17 protein-coding genes are annotated in these 17,088 nt (G+C 42.3%); 7 read left to right on the top strand and 10 right to left on the bottom strand.

Translation table 11 applies throughout. From position 1 onward, the window contains the following. Positions 1–110: 110 nt before the first annotated feature. Positions 111–1,760 (top strand): electron transfer flavoprotein-ubiquinone oxidoreductase, encoded by a 1,650-nt coding sequence (locus CKO50_RS02305; RefSeq protein WP_095726833.1) that lies wholly within the window; start codon positions 111–113, stop codon positions 1,758–1,760. Positions 1,761–1,844: 84 nt separating this feature from the next. After that, a complete protein-coding gene (locus CKO50_RS02300; protein WP_010372647.1) occupies positions 1,845–2,324 on the top strand; it encodes an acyl-CoA thioesterase in 480 nt (159 codons plus the stop codon). 382 nt (positions 2,325–2,706) lie between these two features. On the opposite strand, the gene CKO50_RS02290 is transcribed toward CKO50_RS02300, so the two are convergent. Further along, the gene (locus CKO50_RS02290; RefSeq protein ID WP_095726832.1) at positions 2,707–2,994 is read right to left on the bottom strand and encodes a hypothetical protein; all 288 of its coding nucleotides are present in this window, start codon (positions 2,992–2,994) and stop codon (positions 2,707–2,709) included. Between the two features lie 335 nt (positions 2,995–3,329). Between CKO50_RS02290 and tsaA the strand changes: the two genes are divergently transcribed. The 3 genes from tsaA to CKO50_RS02270 all read left to right on the top strand — a co-directional run bounded on the left by tsaA (position 3,330) and on the right by CKO50_RS02270 (position 6,827). Then, complete coding sequence (tsaA, locus tag CKO50_RS02280; protein ID WP_095726830.1) at positions 3,330–4,037, top strand: tRNA (N6-threonylcarbamoyladenosine(37)-N6)-methyltransferase TrmO; 708 nt, start codon at positions 3,330–3,332, stop codon at positions 4,035–4,037. A 131-nt stretch (positions 4,038–4,168) separates the two neighbouring features. Then, positions 4,169–5,896 carry a proline--tRNA ligase gene (locus CKO50_RS02275; RefSeq protein WP_095726829.1) on the top strand — a complete coding sequence of 576 codons (1,728 nt, stop codon included), beginning with the start codon at positions 4,169–4,171 and terminating at the stop codon, positions 5,894–5,896. Positions 5,897–6,026: 130 nt separating this feature from the next. After that, positions 6,027–6,827, top strand: a complete 801-nt coding sequence (locus tag CKO50_RS02270; protein ID WP_095726828.1) for a UDP-2,3-diacylglucosamine diphosphatase — start codon at positions 6,027–6,029, stop codon at positions 6,825–6,827. A gap of 452 nt (positions 6,828–7,279) precedes the next feature. Here the strand turns inward: CKO50_RS02270 and CKO50_RS02265 are convergent, their stop codons facing one another. The 4 genes from CKO50_RS02265 to CKO50_RS02250 form a co-directional block, all read right to left on the bottom strand. Then, positions 7,280–8,428, bottom strand: a complete 1,149-nt coding sequence (locus tag CKO50_RS02265; protein ID WP_095726827.1) for a hypothetical protein — start codon at positions 8,426–8,428, stop codon at positions 7,280–7,282. Positions 8,429–8,583: 155 nt separating this feature from the next. Continuing rightward, positions 8,584–9,792: an ABC transporter permease gene (locus CKO50_RS02260; protein ID WP_095726826.1), complete on the bottom strand. Its 1,209-nt coding sequence runs from the start codon at positions 9,790–9,792 to the stop codon at positions 8,584–8,586. Next, on the bottom strand, positions 9,785–10,570 hold the full coding sequence (locus CKO50_RS02255; protein ID WP_095726825.1) for an ATP-binding cassette domain-containing protein: 786 nt from the start codon (positions 10,568–10,570) through the stop codon (positions 9,785–9,787). Before CKO50_RS02255 ends, CKO50_RS02260 begins: the two co-directional genes overlap by 8 nt. 1 nt (position 10,571) lies before the next feature. Then, positions 10,572–11,372, bottom strand: coding sequence for a DUF3025 domain-containing protein (locus CKO50_RS02250; RefSeq protein ID WP_095726824.1), 801 nt, complete (start codon positions 11,370–11,372; stop codon positions 10,572–10,574). Between the two features lie 258 nt (positions 11,373–11,630). Here CKO50_RS02250 and CKO50_RS02245 point away from each other — a divergent pair, with 258 nt between their 5' ends. Both CKO50_RS02245 and CKO50_RS02240 read left to right on the top strand, forming a co-directional pair. Beyond that, positions 11,631–13,256, top strand: a complete 1,626-nt coding sequence (locus CKO50_RS02245; protein ID WP_095726823.1) for a M28 family metallopeptidase — start codon at positions 11,631–11,633, stop codon at positions 13,254–13,256. A gap of 70 nt (positions 13,257–13,326) precedes the next feature. After that, positions 13,327–14,493: a putative manganese transporter gene (locus tag CKO50_RS02240; RefSeq protein WP_095726822.1), complete on the top strand. Its 1,167-nt coding sequence runs from the start codon at positions 13,327–13,329 to the stop codon at positions 14,491–14,493. Positions 14,494–14,797: 304 nt separating this feature from the next. On the opposite strand, the gene CKO50_RS24215 is transcribed toward CKO50_RS02240, so the two are convergent. The 5 genes from CKO50_RS24215 to CKO50_RS23875 form a co-directional block, all read right to left on the bottom strand. Continuing rightward, the gene (locus CKO50_RS24215; RefSeq protein WP_217989639.1) at positions 14,798–15,088 is read right to left on the bottom strand and encodes a hypothetical protein; all 291 of its coding nucleotides are present in this window, start codon (positions 15,086–15,088) and stop codon (positions 14,798–14,800) included. 71 nt (positions 15,089–15,159) lie between these two features. After that, positions 15,160–15,282: a hypothetical protein gene (locus CKO50_RS24370; RefSeq protein WP_255229063.1), complete on the bottom strand. Its 123-nt coding sequence runs from the start codon at positions 15,280–15,282 to the stop codon at positions 15,160–15,162. 25 nt (positions 15,283–15,307) lie between these two features. Next, on the bottom strand, positions 15,308–16,282 hold the full coding sequence (locus CKO50_RS02230) for a S9 family peptidase (RefSeq protein WP_095726821.1): 975 nt from the start codon (positions 16,280–16,282) through the stop codon (positions 15,308–15,310). Positions 16,283–16,382: 100 nt separating this feature from the next. Further along, complete coding sequence (locus tag CKO50_RS02225; RefSeq protein ID WP_176474598.1) at positions 16,383–16,781, bottom strand: type II secretion system protein GspG; 399 nt, start codon at positions 16,779–16,781, stop codon at positions 16,383–16,385. A 98-nt stretch (positions 16,782–16,879) separates the two neighbouring features. Next, on the bottom strand, positions 16,880–17,088 hold a 209-nt coding region (locus tag CKO50_RS23875; RefSeq protein ID WP_176474597.1), incomplete at its 5' end, for a hypothetical protein.

Raw genomic sequence — 17,088 nt, 5'->3', positions numbered from 1 at the left:
AGACTACTTCCTGTTGACGTAAACGTCAACCTCAAATAACCTTAGTTTAACGAAAATCAAACTAAAGCCTCTCTTTAGTTAATCTACCGTCAAATAGTGTGAGGTTAATAATGGTCGAACGTGAAACCATGGAGTTTGATGTTGTGATAGTTGGTGCAGGTCCTGCAGGCCTGGCTTGCGCTATCCGACTCGCTCAACAGGCTCAAGAAAAACAACAAGAATTAATGATCTGTGTAGTCGAAAAAGGCTCAGAAGTAGGTGCACATACCTTGTCGGGTGCAGTATTTGAAACCAAAGCACTAGACGAACTTATCCCTGATTGGGTTGCAAAAGGCGCTCCCGTGACAACGAAAGTGACGGGTGACGACATTTATTTATTCAAAAATGAAACCAATGCCACCAAACTGCCTCATCTAGTGGTACCAAAAACATTTAAAAATGACGGCAACTATATTGTTTCTATGGGTAATGTTTGCCGTTGGCTCGCTGAACAAGCAGAACAACTTGGCATTGAGATTTTCCCAGGCTTTAGCGCCCACTCTTTAATAATAGAAGAGCAACAAGTTAAAGGTATTATTACCGGTGATATGGGCCTAGATAGAGATGGCCAGCCTAAAGACAGCTACATGCCTGGAATGGAGCTTAGAGCGAAATATACCGTATTTGCTGAAGGTTGCCGTGGTCACTTAGGCAAACAACTTATAGCTGAATTTAAACTGGATAAAGACGCTTCCCCTCAACACTATGGGATCGGCTTTAAGGAAATTTGGCAAGTAGACCCAAGCAAGCATAAAGAAGGTCTTGTTGTACACGGCACAGGTTGGCCACTCGACAATGATACCCATGGCGGCTCATTTATGTATCATGCTGAGAACAATCAAGTCGTGGTCGGGTTAATCATCGACTTAAATTACACTAATCCACACCTAAGCCCATTTGATGAGTTTCAGCGTATGAAGCATCACCACACCTTTGCGAGTGTACTTGAAGGTGGTGAGCGCATTGCCTATGGTGCTCGCGCAATAGCCAAAGGTGGCTTTCACAGCCTACCTAAAATGCATTTCCCAGGTGGTTTACTGATTGGCTGTGACGCAGGTACCCTCAACTTTGCTAAAATTAAAGGCAACCATACAGCAATGAAGTCCGGTATGCTTGCAGCCGATGCCATCATTGAGGCACTCGGCCAAGAGAGCGCTCCGTCAGACTTGGTAAGCTTTGCCGACAAATTTAAGGCAAGTTGGCTTTATGATGAGCTTTATCAATCTCGTAACTTTGGCCCAGCAATGCATAAGTTAGGTCGTATTATGGGTGGCGCCTACAATATGATCGACCAAAACATTTTCTCAGGTTCGCTACCATTTACTATTAAGGACGAACATCAGGATCACGCACAGCTTAAGCTTGCATCTGAATCGCAAACTATAAGTTACCCAAAGCCGGATGGTAAATTAAGTTTTGACAAACTTTCTTCCGTATTTTTATCAAATACCAATCATGAAGAAGTGCAACCATGTCATTTACAGTTAAAAGATTCTGATATACCAATCAAAGTGAATTTAGCTAAGTTTGATGAGCCTGCACAACGCTACTGCCCCGCTGGCGTGTATGAAGTAAACGAAAACGAGCAAGGTGAGAAGCAGTTTGTCATCAATTCGCAAAACTGTATTCATTGCAAAACCTGCGATATTAAAGATCCGAGCCAAAATATTACCTGGGTCACCCCAGAAGGGGCTGGTGGTCCGAACTATCCAAACATGTAATACCAATAAATCCTAAATTGCGGGGGCGAAATGCCCCTTTCTTTCCTATACTTAGCGTATATTTTTAAAAATAGAGCTGAGCCTATGCCACAACAATCCGTCACCTTTCGATTTTTAGCAGAACCCACCGACGTCAACTTTGGCGGTAAAGTACACGGTGGTATGGTCATGAAATGGATTGATCAAGCTGGGTATGCTTGCGCCGCGGGTTGGAGCGGCAGCTATTGCGTTACCGTTTCAGTAGCGGGTATGCGTTTCCACCGTCCTATTCTTGTGGGTCAGATTGTTGAAGTTTCCGCGCGCATTGCCCACACCGGGAACACCAGTATGCAGATTTTTATTCAGGTGCGCTGTGGTGATCCAAAAACGCAACGACTTGTCGAAACCAATCACTGTATTATCAGCTTTATCGCCATGGACCAAGCTGGGTATCCAATCCAAATTCCTCAGTTTAAAGCGAAAACCGAAGAGGAGAAAAAATTAGAAGCCTATGCGGTGAAGATGAAAGAAATAGCGATCCAAACCGAATCGCTATTGGAAGAAACCTTGTCCGATAGTAAATAACATGAACGTTTGATAATAAAAATTAAAGTGTAGAAGTTCAGCTACGATTGAACTTCTATCAGTTTAAAGGCGCTATTCGGCTCACCAAAAACCACGACATTACACTCACCCCAACTTTTCGGTATATTCCACTGCATATTTTCCGCAAATTTAAATTGTGAAAAATGGTTATAATGACGAACTTCGGGGCATTTGGACGGGTTTCTTGCAAGTGGACCAGCATTAACAATGTTGACAAGTGCAAATTGGATTCGCTCTGTGCTGAGATACTAAAGCTGCTGAAACTAAGTACCATTGAACTAGCGATTTAATCCAATTTTACATTTAAAAGCTTATCCAACAAAGAGCATTACTTATTCAAATTTTAAGTTAAATAGCAATTTCACAAAAGATTTCTTGCAAGAGAAAAAATAACTTTTTCACTTGCCGCTAACGCGTCGCGTTTGCTTAAGCTGCCTTCTTTTAATAATTGTAAGCTTACTTTTTCAGCTTCTGGACTGAGAAGCACATCCATTTTAGTTGGACTTACCATTCCTTCTGTTAAATCATTAATTATTGCTTGCAACACAGCTCTACGCTCCGATATAGCGCGGATCAAAATAGGTTTTAAAGGGGATGATTTACAGAGCACTTCTTGGCAGCTTTGGTCAACCTTTCTATTAAACTCCATTATTTATACTCATTTTTTTGGCGGTTAAATGCTTGTAATTTTTCTCGTAAGCCTTGAATTGGTTTTATGTCTTCTACCAATTGCTTGTACTCGTATGCTCTAGTACCAATAATTTGTTCGTTATTTGTGCGCAAACTCGAACGTAAACCGTTTTGGGGCGAAAAAGTATACCGAATCATATTACGACTTCCACCGAAATTTCATTACTTACAAGGCTATGCGAAAAATCTGAATAAATGAATTACATGACATTACAGGGCTAATTACAAGCAAGATTTTGTGAAAATCAGGATCAATAGTAAACTTCGCTCATCTTAATTAAAACAGAGACCATAGTGGAACAAATCACTATCGAGCCCATCGGCTTTATCCAATCTCCTTATAAACAGAAATTCGCTATACCGAGACAACCAAGACTTGTCCCAGAGGCAAAAGCCAAGCTTAGATTTGTTGGTGAATTCAATCGCGAAGAATTTGTTCGTGGTATTGAAGCGTTCACGCATATTTGGTTGTTGTTTCGTTTTCATGAAACCGCTGATAAAGGCTACTCTGCGCTTGTACGCCCTCCGAGACTCGGCGGTAATGAGCGCAAGGGCGTGTTTGCGACTAGAGCGACTTTTCGACCCAACGGGATTGGCATGAGTGCAGTAAAGCTCGAGGGCATAGAATATAAAAATGGTCAGCTGGATCTGTTGCTCTCCGGCGTAGATTTATTGGACGGTACACCAATCATTGATATAAAGCCGTATCTCCCCTATTCAGATGCCTTGGTGGATGCAACAGCTGGCTTTGCTGATACTCGGCCAGAAACGCAAATGTCTGTTAGTTTCTCAGACGAGGCTATTGTTTTTATTGAAAAACAAAAAAGCTATCCCGAACTGCAGCAATTCATTACTAATGTACTGAAGCAAGATCCTCGTCCGGCTTATAAAAAGAAACGCACATCACAGCAGGACTATGGTATGAGTTTATATGATTTTAATATTCGCTGGACAGTGGATGGTGAGCATAACCATGTCACTGAAATTTCGTTAGCAAAATAGCAAATTCAGCGGCTTGTCAATAAACTTATAAATTATGAAGATGTTTAGGTATTAAAGCTTTTTAAGCGGCTACTGCACTGCTAGAATAGCCGCCAATAAGAGAACAATAAGTAACTTATACTGGAATAAGAATGCGCACGAGTGAATATATATTAGCGACTCTAAAAGAGACGCCGTCTGATGCAGAGGTGGTAAGCCACCAGCTAATGCTTAGAGCGGGTATGATCCGTAAATTGGCTTCAGGTCTTTATACTTGGCTACCATCAGGCCTAAAAGTTTTCCGCAAAGTAGAGAGAATTGTCCGTGAAGAAATGGACAAAGCGGGAGCGATTGAGCTGCTAATGCCAGTGATCCAGCCTGCAGAGTTATGGGAAGAGTCAGGCCGCTGGGAACAGTTTGGTCCTGAACTACTTCGTATTAATGACCGTCATGGCCGTCCATTTGCACTTGGTCCAACGCATGAAGAAGTGATCACTGATCTTGTACGTCGCGAAATCAACAGCTATAAGCAACTGCCGATCACACTTTATCAAGTCAGTACGAAAGTACGTGACGAAGTTCGTCCACGGTTTGGTGTGATGCGCGCGCGTGAATTCACCATGAAAGACGCCTATTCATTCCACATGACTGATGAGTGTCTTGAAAAAACGTATCACAAGATGTTCCAAGCTTACTGCAACATTTTTGATCGTTTAGGCGTTGACTACCGTCCTGTTATTGCTGACAGTGGTTCAATTGGCGGCAACCTATCGCATGAGTTCCATGTACTTGCAGAGTCTGGTGAAGATGCAATCGCATTCAGTGATGAAAGTGACTACGCTGCAAACATTGAAAAGGCGGAAGCACTTGCACCAACTGAAGCTCGCCCAGCGCCAAGTAAAGAACTTAATACGTTTGACACACCAGAAGCTTTCACCATCGCTGAACTAAAAGCAAAACATGGCGTTAAACCACACCGTGGTGTGAAAACACTCATCGTGTATGGCGCACCAGACGAAGATGGTAAACGTGGGCTTGTCGCGCTTATCGTTCGTGGCGATCATGACTTAAATGAGCTTAAAGCTGAGAAATTAGCACTAGTGGATTCACCCCTTGAGATGGCGAGCGAAGAAGACATTGTTAACGCTATTGGTGCAAAACCAGGCTCTTTGGGACCTGTCGGTCTTTCAATGCCTATTATTGTCGATCGTAGCGCAGCTATCATGGCTGATTTTGTTGCCGGTGCAAACAAAGATGGTGTTCACTATAGTGGGATTAACTGGGACAGAGACGTAAGCGCTTATACTGTTGAAGATATCCGTAACGTGGTTGAAGGCGATCCAAGCCCTTGTGGTAAGGGTAAAATCCTTATCAAACGTGGTATCGAAGTAGGTCACGTGTTCCAACTTGGTACTAAGTACTCTGAAACGATGAAAGCTGGTGTACTTGGCGAAGAAGGGAAAAACCAAACATTAACCATGGGTTGTTATGGTATTGGTGTTTCTCGTATCGTTGCCGCAGCAATCGAGCAAAATAACGATGATTACGGTATCAAATGGCCTGTTGCTATTGCGCCATTTGAGTTGGCAATCGTGCCAATGAATATGCATAAGTCTCACCGTATCCCAGAGATCGCAGAAAAGTTCTATGCAGATCTACAAAATGCGGGGATTGATGTGTTATTCGACGACCGTAAAGAGCGTCCGGGGGTTATGTTTAACGATATGGAACTTATCGGTGTTCCTTATACCCTAGTGATTGGCGAGCGTAATCTTGATGAAAATAAGGTTGAGCTGAAAAATCGTCAAACGGGCGAAAAGCTGATGCTGGATATTGAGTCTGCGCTAGAAACAATCGTTAGTGCAATTAGAAGTAAATAAGCCTACGTAAATTGCATAATCAAAGAGCATACAGGTGTATGCTCTTTTGTCATATTAGCTTCTCCTAACTGCCCCGTCACTGTCATCTTTGCCTCTTAGCATTGTCATTATTACGCTAAAGAGCCAAGCCATGAAAACAACATACTATCCGAGTATTTGGATCTCAGACGTACACTTAGGCTACAAGGACTGTAAAGCAAAGTTCTTGCTAGATTTTCTCAACAAAACTGAATGTGATGTGCTCTATCTGGTTGGTGATATCGTTGATCTATGGTCAATGAAACGCCAGTTTTTTTGGGATCCATCCCACTATCAGGTATTAGAATGCATACAAAAAAAAGCGGGATCTGGTACACGCGTTATCTACATACCGGGTAATCACGACGAAACCTTCAGAAACTACGTTGGGCAATCGCTTTTTAAAGTCGAAGTGCATAAAACCTTTATTCATACCACTTCCGCAGGTAAGCGGTTTTTATTACTACACGGTGATGATTTTGACTCAGCAACAAGATACAACAAACTGATCAGTATCATTGGGGATGCCGCTTATGACTTTCTACTCTTCTTAAATCGCTGGACCAATCGCGTACGACGTTTATATGGTGGTCATTATTGGTCGCTTGCATCTTGGCTGAAAAAACGCGTGCATAAAGCAAGAGAGGCCATTGCCGCATTCGAGAATACGGCAATTCATGAAGCGAAGAAACAAGGTGTCGACGGTATTATCTGCGGGCATATCCACCAACCAGAGATCCGTGTCGTAGATGGTATTGTTTACTGTAATGATGGTGATTGGATAGAAAACTGCACGGCATTGGTTGAAAACCAAGAAGGTCGTATCGAATTACTGCATTGGTCAGATGTACAATCCGTTCTCAACGTAGTTGAAATTGAAAACATTGAAACCGACAATGTTGAAGCCGCTTAGTTAGCGGCTTCAGTTCTTCCAGTATGTACTAGTCACTCATCTATTAATAGCTTAGGCAGTAAATCGATGCGCTTATTAATACGCTTGCTTTTCACGTACGACTCTGCGCTTAAGCCCATCATTAAAATCAAAAAGATGTATAATACCAATTGAATTAATTCTCTAATCAATTTGAAGGGTGAAATAGCATATTAGCTTCGTTAAAAATTTCTCATTTAGAACAACTAAATAGCAAAATTTTGCCTTGCCTATATGGATATAGGTACCTTAGCGGTAGCAGGACGCGAGAGCGGTGCTACTAAAGCTATTTCCCCGCTTCAAGATAGATCATTTACTTAATACAACTGGTATAAAACGGGTTGTTCAATAATTTCTAGATAGCGATAGATTAAAAATACTATTGCCTCTAGCATACCTATATTCAGGTAGAATCGCCGCTTTTGTCAGGTGTGTTATATCACAAATGTAGTCATTGCCCAGACAATAATACCGATAATAAACACTAGACTGCCATATTGAAAATGCCTCACCATTGGAAACACCGCTTTATCCGTGCGCTCAATAGACAAAGGATATTGCCAATGCGTTAACGCAAGTAAGAGTGGCTCGGCTTCTACGGTCATGCCAGAGAGTGAAACCGTCGTGCCATACTCAGTATCAAATACCAAATCAACAATATGATTACGACGAGTCGAAGCCGTTAACATATCCAAGTCACTGACTATAAACGTATTCCAGTGTACCTTAATATCGTTAATTTCATCCTTTTTTACCTTTCGTGCTTGTTTATCTGTAAACAGTAACGCAGGTAAAAACAAACTATCTTCCTCAACCTTAATTTCGTTACAGGGTGAATGATAAACAAAATAGTGTTTATTACTGATAAGTAAAGACGTCAACCAATAGCTCAAATACGTGAGCACCAAAAATACTAAACCCGCTATATAATTTTGTGACGAGTAAAGAATAAAGCAGGTCATTAGACCAAAAACCCCAACCACCATCCAAACAATATGAAGCTTATCTTTAGGCGTCGGTAGTGCGCATCGTAACACGGAGAATCGCTCTTCAATATCACGATTGCTATTCATAAACAAAGGAAATAATTTTGCAAGGCTCGTGGGAGTTGAACGCGTAGCAGATCTCGTATCTACATCCGCGTCTGCCGTCGGTTGAACGTTATGGTCAAAACCTGATGCAGACAAAAGTAAGTTGAGTTTATCAGCTTGCCGCAAACACGAAAATGAATAGACCGCAGGCTCCTCACTTTCTGAAAGATAGCTTATACCAATATAATTGAGTTGCTTGTTACAACCTGAAGATACATCAGTCACAGTAGCAAGCGGTATCACACACTCGTCTATTCGCCGAATACTTATATTCAATAACGATAGTTGTTTAGTGATAACAAACTGTCTTTGTGCAGAGTCAAACATTAAACGATTACGGTATGAAAATAGTAACAAAGAAATCACTAAGTAAATCGGCGCTTCCAAAAAACTTGACCTGGCTAAGTGAAAAACCGATGAAAACAAGAATAAAATGGCAATGCCGCTAGTAACCGATTCACTGACTGATTTAAGTACCGAGGTTGATGTCATCCTGCATTCCTTGAGTGACTAATATTGAAACCTACTACTTGCACAAGCTACCTAAACAGATAGCAGGCTAAATTACAAAAAATTAGGCGCTGAATAAGGCGTTTATCGTACAGAAAAACGCCATAACTATCAATAATTCACGCCTAGCCGATACTTTACCTAAATAATACAGTTTCTTTATTAAACCATTTCACGCAGCACACGAGTAACCCAGCTGCTAAAACAGCAGAAGCGCCAAAAATTAACGCAACGTAGCCATAATCAACCGTGCCTTTGATGATTTCTTTAATCGCTAATGCGACATTAGTAATTGGGATCAATGCAGTTTTAGCGGTTAACTCCATATTTGGCATTAAAGACATCACAATGGGAATGAAAATCCCCATGCTGAGTGGTCCCATGTAGTTTTGTGCTTCTTTAAAGGTTCTGGCGTAAATTGAGATGGCAAGTGTTAGTGACGAAAGCATCACAGCAACAGGAAGCAACAGTGCAAAAATCAAGACAAAGTCTAATAATGCTACCGACGAGAAGGCGTTTTTAATCACGTCTAGTTCAACAAAGCTACTGGCAATCCCTATCCACAGCGCCATGCTGGAGACCGTGATAAGTGCGCAGAATATTGAACTGCTCAATACGGTTAAAAACTTACCTAGCACCAACTCTGTACGAGAGATTGGTGTTAACAACAATGTCTCTAAGGTGCCGCGCTCTTTCTCTCCAGCACCTAAATCAATAGCTGGATAGCTTGCCCCCATCAATACCAACGGAATTAACATGTAAGGGATAAATGCACCTAACTTCTCGCCTAAATTTTCGCGTTTGTCAGCAGTATCCACTTTAGTAATCGATATGGGTTGGAGCACTGCCGCTTGCTCCGCCTGCGACAACCCCAGTGAGGTTAACTTCGCCGCTCGGAGTTCATCAGAAAAAGCCTTGGCAAGTTTAGATAAGCGGTCGTATATAAAGTTGATAGATTGAGCATCATTGAACACGACTTTCCATTCACTTTTTACGCCAGACTCCAGATTTTCAACCGGATCGGATGGAATAAAAACTCCAACATCAATCACGCCACTTCGTACCGCGTCACTCAGCGCTTCAACGTTATCAAGGCGTAGCTCACCAGCATATTTTTTAAAACTTTTATGATAAAAAACCTGCTCAGAGAACTTTTCCGCATAGGCTTCATTTGCGATGTAATACGTATGAACTTCTTGCTCCGCTTCCATAGCGGCTTGTGATGCCATAAAGCCTACTAACGCCATAATCACTGGAAATACCAACATCGGAAGTGCAATCACAAAGAATAGTGTTTTGCGGTCGCGCAGAAGCTCTCTAATCTCCTTTAAAAATACCTCAAACATGCTGTGCTCCCGTTAACAAATTTAAAAATGCCTGATTTAGTTCTTCACTTTGCCCTTTTGCTTTAAACTCAGCCAAACTGCCATCAAAACAGGTGATCCCTTTATCGATAACAGACACTCTATCGCACAATAACGCGACTTCATCTAAGTGATGAGTAGAAAATATAACGGGTGTACCACGTGCTTTGAGGTCGCGAATAAAAGAGATAACTGTTTGTGTGGTCATAATATCAAGGCCCGTCGTAGGCTCGTCTAATACGACGACTTTAGGGCTATGTACCACCGCCCTTGCTATATTGGTCTTTTGTTTCATACCGGTCGATAGGTGTTCAGCCCTTTTATCTAGAAAAGTTTCCATCTCTAAGCGCTGAAACAGCTCATCACATTTCGTTTTTAATGCTTTTCCTTTTAAACCATGAAGTCGTGCAAAGTATTCAACATTTTCTTTGGCGGTAAGACGTCCATATAAACCAGTTGACCCTGATAAAAAACCGATGGCTTTGCGTGCAACGACTGGCTTTTTCACAATATCCTGACCATCCACTAAGATAGTACCGGCGTCCGGCGTCAGTGCAGTTGAGAGCATACGCAAAGTGGTGGTTTTTCCCGCCCCATTGGGGCCGAGCAATCCAAGTACTTCGCCTTGTCCACAGTGCAGGTTGACCTCTTCTACACTGTGAAAAAAACCATCACGCTCACGAGGATCCGTCTGACTCTTTTTCTTTTTATGCTCGCGAGTCAGGACAAATCGCTTTTTTAATCCATTGATAGCTATCATGCTACTTCCTTCTTTTCGGCCTGAAATAGTCCGTATTTTGATAAAATTCTAAATCTTGTGGCTCATGCCAGTTTGGGATCCCAAGCAGCGGAATGGGTGACATTTTGGTATTGTCTTCAAGCAGCCCGTCATTGATCAGTGCGACCAATTTATCATCTAACCAACGATATTGTTCGCTTAGTGAAAGTTGCCAAAATGCAGCATCAACATTGATACACACCAGTTTTCCCGTCAGCCCAATAAAGGGATTGGTTAGCATCTCGTAGTTTGCGTGGCCAAATACGAAAGGCTTTAGGTTTTGCTGCCATTCTGAGCAATTATCGTAAAATACATTCAGCCATTGGTGTGATTTAAAGGCATCACGCCATTTATCATCATCGATTGCCAACACCAAACCACACTCATCAAAGAGTGTTAACGCGTTACGCTTTTTACTCCGCTGCTTTAAACCAAACTGCGCTATTTCTTCGATATGTAGGGCATTTAACAAAGCTTTTGTTTTTGGGAATAAACACCAAATCAACGCACCAAATAAGTCGTGCCAATTTTGACTACGCGTCGGTACCTGGTGGGTTTCAAAGATAATCTCTTCATAGTATTTATCGCCAAAGTCTATCGTTTCATCGGCCACAAAGCGGGTATCATACTGTTGCAAGCTAATGCTGTTTACGTGCGAAGACAGCCACTGGGGGCTTGGCCAGTCTTGTTGACTTTTTAAGTCAAAAAGCTGATTTAAATGGGAAAATGGCTCAGCATGTAAACATGCAACCTGCCACGCCTCAGGCGCTGTAAACTTTTTCATTTGGTTGAGATACTTATCATACAATTAGCCGACTATTTTACTGAAGCGCCTGATACTTGGCAAAAGCCAATTGTAAATGAGCGTAACAGGCTGCATCACATGCTAAAATTAAGATAATTATTAAAAATTGTGCAGTGTTCTGTTCCAGCTACGGATTTTCATTCATTTCTATCTCCTCTAGCCATCTTGTCCCGCTCGAACTTTTACGCATTTTATGTTACTACTTATGGGTTCCTAACAAGTAAAAGAAAGGCAATTATGAAACTTAAACTGACGCTCAGCGCTCTATCTATGGCGGTGCTGGCGGGCTGTGTTAGCACTAGCAATAGCCCCCAAGACATTGATACTGCATACAATAGTATAAACGATGCTCAACTCAGAGCCCATATTAAAACCCTTGCCTCTGACGAATTTGGCGGCCGTGCTCCGTCAACAAAAGGTGAAGAGCTAACGCTTGCCTATTTAACCAAACATTTTAAAGCGCTTGGCTATCAGCCTGGTAATGGCAACAGCTTCTTGCAAGAAGTGCCGCTTGTTTCGCTTGAAGCCGATCCTAATATGACGTTAACAATCGGTGGCAAAAACTACGAATATAAAAAAGACATGGTGATGGGCTCGGCCCGTATCAGTGAACTCGAATCAATCAAAGATTCAGAGCTGGTTTTTGTTGGCTATGGCGTAAATGCCCCAGAATACGACTGGAATGACTACGAAGGCCTAGACGTGAAAGGCAAGACAGTGGTGATGCTAGTAAACGATCCTGGCTTTGCTAATCCTGAGTCGGGTAAATTTACCGGTGAAGCTATGACCTATTATGGTCGTTGGACGTATAAATACGAAGAAGCCTCACGTCAAGGCGCAGCAGGTGCGATCATTATTCATGAAACAGCGCCGGCTTCTTATCCTTGGAGCGTAGTAGAAAACTCTTGGAGTGGCCCACAGTTTGGCTTCCAAAAAGAAAATAACAATATGGACCGCGTTGCGGTTGAAGGTTGGGTAACGGTAGACGTTGCTAAAGAGCTGTTTCAAAAGGCTGGACTTGATTTTGACACTGCAAAGAAAAAAGCAGCAGCAGGCGCATACCACGTTGATATGGGCAACCTAAGCGCGTCAGTTACCGTCAAAAACACCATCAAAAAGTCAACTTCGTATAACTTTATCGCCACCCTGCCAGGTAGCAAAAAGTCTGACGAGCACATCATCTACTCAGCACACTGGGATCATTTAGGTACCGATCCAAACCGTAAAGGCGACCAGATCTATAACGGTGCGCATGATAATGCCAGCGGTACAGGCGGTATGATTGAGGTAGCCGAAGCCTTTACTAAACTGCCAACTCGCCCTAGCCGTTCAATTACGTTTTTGGCTGTGACGGCTGAAGAGCAAGGTCTGTTAGGCTCTAAATTTTATGCTGCAAACCCTGTTATTCCAGCAGAGAAAACCGTTGCTAACATCAATATGGACAGCCTAAATTTATTGGGTAAAGTAAAAGACATCAGCGTGGTTGGTATTGGCAAATCAGAACTCGATGACATGCTAGAAACTGCAGCAAAAGCGCAAGACCGCGTCGTTTCAGGGGATCCACGTCCTGCCGCTGGTGGTTACTATCGCTCTGATCACTTCGCATTTGCGAACATGGGTGTGCCTGCAATGTACGCCGGCGGTGGAACCGAAGCACGTGATGAAGAGACTGAAACCTACCGTAAACGTATGGGTTTAGTTTTGCGCGGTTGTTATCATCAGCCTTGCGATCGTTACCGTGAAGAGTGGGATTTAAGCGGAGCGATACAGGATCTACAGCTGTTCTTTAAAGTTGGCTATGATGTCTCTGAGCAAGAAGCATGGCCGAAATGGAAAGCAACCGCAGAGTTCCAAAGAAAATAATGCAAATGATATTGATTTTCATTTAAAATGAAATTAAAGTGCAACTTAGACAATACACGGGTTGCACTTTATGTTTTCATCTCTACTTCGATACTCTCAACCAGCACATGGCGCTAAGGTGAGTTTATTGTTCAACAAGCGGCTAATTTTACCCCTCGTTATTATTGTACTTTTAGCATTTGAAACGGCGAGACCAATTGTGGTCAGCGCGCTGAGTGATGCATTCTTTCAAGTCAGCGTTTTTGTAGCCGCTACCCTGCTCGTGTACTACTTTCTTGTTGACAGAATTCCACAGCTTAATCTCAGCTATCTGAGTACCAAATCCCCTATTCTCGAAATCGCCATGGCGTCAATATTGGGCGCACTGCCCGGCTGTGGTGGTGCAATTATCGTGGTCACCCAATTTACCAAAAAACAAGCAAGTTTTGCTTCGGTTGTCGCAGTGCTTACTGCGACGATGGGAGATGCAGCGTTTTTGCTACTCGCCAAAGAGCCCCTGACAGGCCTCACTATCATAGCAATGGGGGTTGGTGTGGGTATCGTGAGTGGGCTATGTGTGCACTTAATTCATAAACCCGACTTTTGTGTCCCGCAGACCATCAATGAAGTCGAAGAAGAAACCTTACACGCGAGCCGTGCGTTTAGTCTAAGCCGTAAGGTGTGGAAGCTGTGCTTACTGCCTAGCCTTGCAATTGCACTCGCGATTGCTTTTAACGTCGACTTAGCACCTTTTGATACAGAAATCGCTTGTCTTGGTGCTGCATTATGTCTTTTCGCTGTGTGTGTGTGGGCACTTAATTCAAAAGGCGTAAGCTATAAAGATATCACCTGTGAAGAAGGTGAATGCGACCCACCGTCAAAACTCACTAGAGTACTACAGGATACGCACTTTGTGACCGCTTGGGTCGTTGCAAGCTTTTTGCTTTACGAGCTATCTACCGCGTATTTAGGGCTTGATCTCGCGGTTTGGTTTAAAGACTATGCGCTGTATGCACCACTGGTGGCCATTATTGTCGGATTATTACCAGGCTGTGGACCCCAAATTGTTGTTACAACGCTGTACCTGCAAGGCGTCGTGCCATTTAGTGCCCTGGCGGCCAATGCCGTTGCTAACGATGGCGATGCGTTATTTCCAGCGATAGCACTGGCACCAAGGGCGGCGCTATTTGCCACCATCTACTCTGCAGTGCCTGCATTTATCGTGGGCTACGGCCTCTACTACATTAACTTGGCTTAATACTTGAGCACGTCGACGAAGTGACCTGACGCTGGCTCATACACGATCTGGCTGTTTAGGGTTATGAGTTCAACCAAATCTGACCGCTCGTAACTGATTAATGGCCGAAAAGAGCGAATAGCGGGCGGTCAAATAAACTTTTTGTTGGACATAAACGTTTTTGGTCGTCGGCTGTATTAGACAAATTTCGCTTAAAGGTTTCTATGGGCTAACGCCGCATTAAGGTATGAGTAACGCTTGGCTATACTTGAGCGAAGCCAAAATGCCAAGTGTTGCGGATCACTATTCAGTCCTTTTGTTAGCACTATAAGTACTCTTGACCAACACTTTGCAGCACAGAAAGCATTGCCAACACTTCAGATGCTACATAGCTACCATTATTGCCTTCGAAACCATAGCGCCATGAAACGAAATGTTTACTGTTTGTTTCAAAGAAACTTTCAGCAGATAACCCCATCTCTAGAGCATCGAACTTGCTCACTATTTTCTCTTTGTACTCACAAGGTAAACCACCAAACAAATTCTGTAAGTTATGACCTTGTTGGCTAACGCTGCCTATGACTCTTTCGTATTGAACAACCCCTTCGCTGTACACACAAGGTTTTTTTAAAACTGTCTTTCCATCAAAACATTTCAAATATAGTTCAAGCGCGAAACTAGCATTTACTATACTATAAAAGGCGCACCGCGATACTTCATTAGCTCTGATTCATGTAATACGTCTGCCGCAATATGAAATGCTTCTGCCTGATAATAAATTTTAGGTTCTACATGCCTTACCACTTTCATCGTAACCTCATATAGTGCTAGCTCCTCAATCAGTCGACGCGTTAGCGGTCGGCTGCATTGATTTGTTAGGGTTTACAAGCTTGGTCTTTAACCAACTATTTATATCGCTTACTATCTTTTCGCGCATGCTTTCGCCGTTAATATTCGCGAACCCATGATCGAGCGCTTCATATCTTCGGTATTCAATGTTTTGCTTTTTAATCTCTCTAAGGTTAGTGATCATTTCATCGACTTTGTCGGATGATACAGATAAATCTCCACCCCCTTGAAGAATAAGCAAAGGTGTGTTCACCTTTTTTAGAACGTCAAATTGATCAATAGATAGCATCTGCCGCCACCACTTGTAACCATGTCCACTTACTTCGAGCTTATCTGGTTTGTTGTTAAGAATGTGATTTGAAAACTCTTTAAAACCAATGATACTTGCTTCCGCTTCTGTACTATTTGCAGCGGTGGCAGAAATATTGTGTGTGACATCATCAATGAACTTTCTCCCCCCTCCATTGAAAGAGATTGTTGCAGTTATACCGTCAATTGTCGCTGATACTAAATTCGCTATAATTGCCCCTTCACTACCACCTAGAACAACAAGATTAGAGTATTTATTTTGTTTCCGTATAAAGTCTAAAACTTTCATAACGTCAGTCACACGCTGATCCGGACTGTCGTTTTGAATGTATTGTGCTGGACAGTCTTTACGTTCAGCATCTTCGCTATAGGTCAGCGCGCTATCAATACCGTATTTTTCAATTAAGAGGACGTCTGCCTCTGGCCAAACATTCTGATAATCTGTAAATATTGTTTCGATTTTTAGAACGCTGTTGCAATCAGATCCCTGAAGAATCAACAGCAACGTATCACTCTGTGACTGAGGGAGCGATCGAAGGAGGTAATAAGATATATTAGTGCCATCATCTCTACTTACGGTATGAGTGCTGATGTTTTTCGCATTCAAAGAAAAAGTCAAAAATAGTAATGCTAAATATACTCCAGTTTTCATTTGCTACCCTAACGCCCCAAGCAGGGCTACTTTTAAGCTGGCTAAAATTAGGAGCAAAGCGACGGGAGCCAGCTCAAAATTGTCCCGTTGACTTGGCTTGTTATGTACCAAAACCTGATTTGGCGATAACGACTTTTTTGAAGCTATTACCTTCATACTTATACGCTGATAACACTAAGGCATCACTGTTTAAAATAGAACCTTTAGACCACAACAAAAATGAATCTGCTGACACAACGCTGTATTGATACTCAATTACCCAAGGATCTTGAGGTAATCGTTTTATGTAAATAATAGTGCCGTCATTTAAATTTCCAAGATGTTCTGGTAGACGGTTATTGTCTTTATAATAAAGTGAAATTGCAGTTTGTAATATCTCAATATCAAGTTCTGCTTCGTCGTTTTGGTTGAGAGGTGGGCAATCAACCATACTGGGAGCAAATAGACCTACAAGGATTAAGAAACCAAGAATTACGCAACTAAATTTGAAATATTTCATTGGCACACCTTGATACATAACGCCGCAAATAAACGGCAAAAATTAGTTGGCTAAAATTTGTGAGGAACGAGCACAGCTAAGCTATTTGTGTCCGCCCTTTAAGCACTTTGTAATATGCGCTTATATGCATCTTCATGTGAGATGCCAAGATTTATTAATAAATCTTCAAAATAGCCAACATCTTCTAACTCGCGATTATCTTCATAAGCTAAGCACAAAATAATTCTCATCTTTGCTACTTCTGGGACAGATATGTTGTAACCATCGTTACTATCAACCCAAGACCACAAATCCTCTTTTAACTGCT

The sequence above is a fragment of the Pseudoalteromonas sp. HM-SA03 genome, assembly GCF_002289345.1.
Classification (GTDB): Bacteria; Pseudomonadota; Gammaproteobacteria; order Enterobacterales; family Alteromonadaceae; genus Pseudoalteromonas.
Note: the sequence above shows the minus strand (reverse complement) of the source record. Positions and strands in the feature narration are given on the sequence as shown.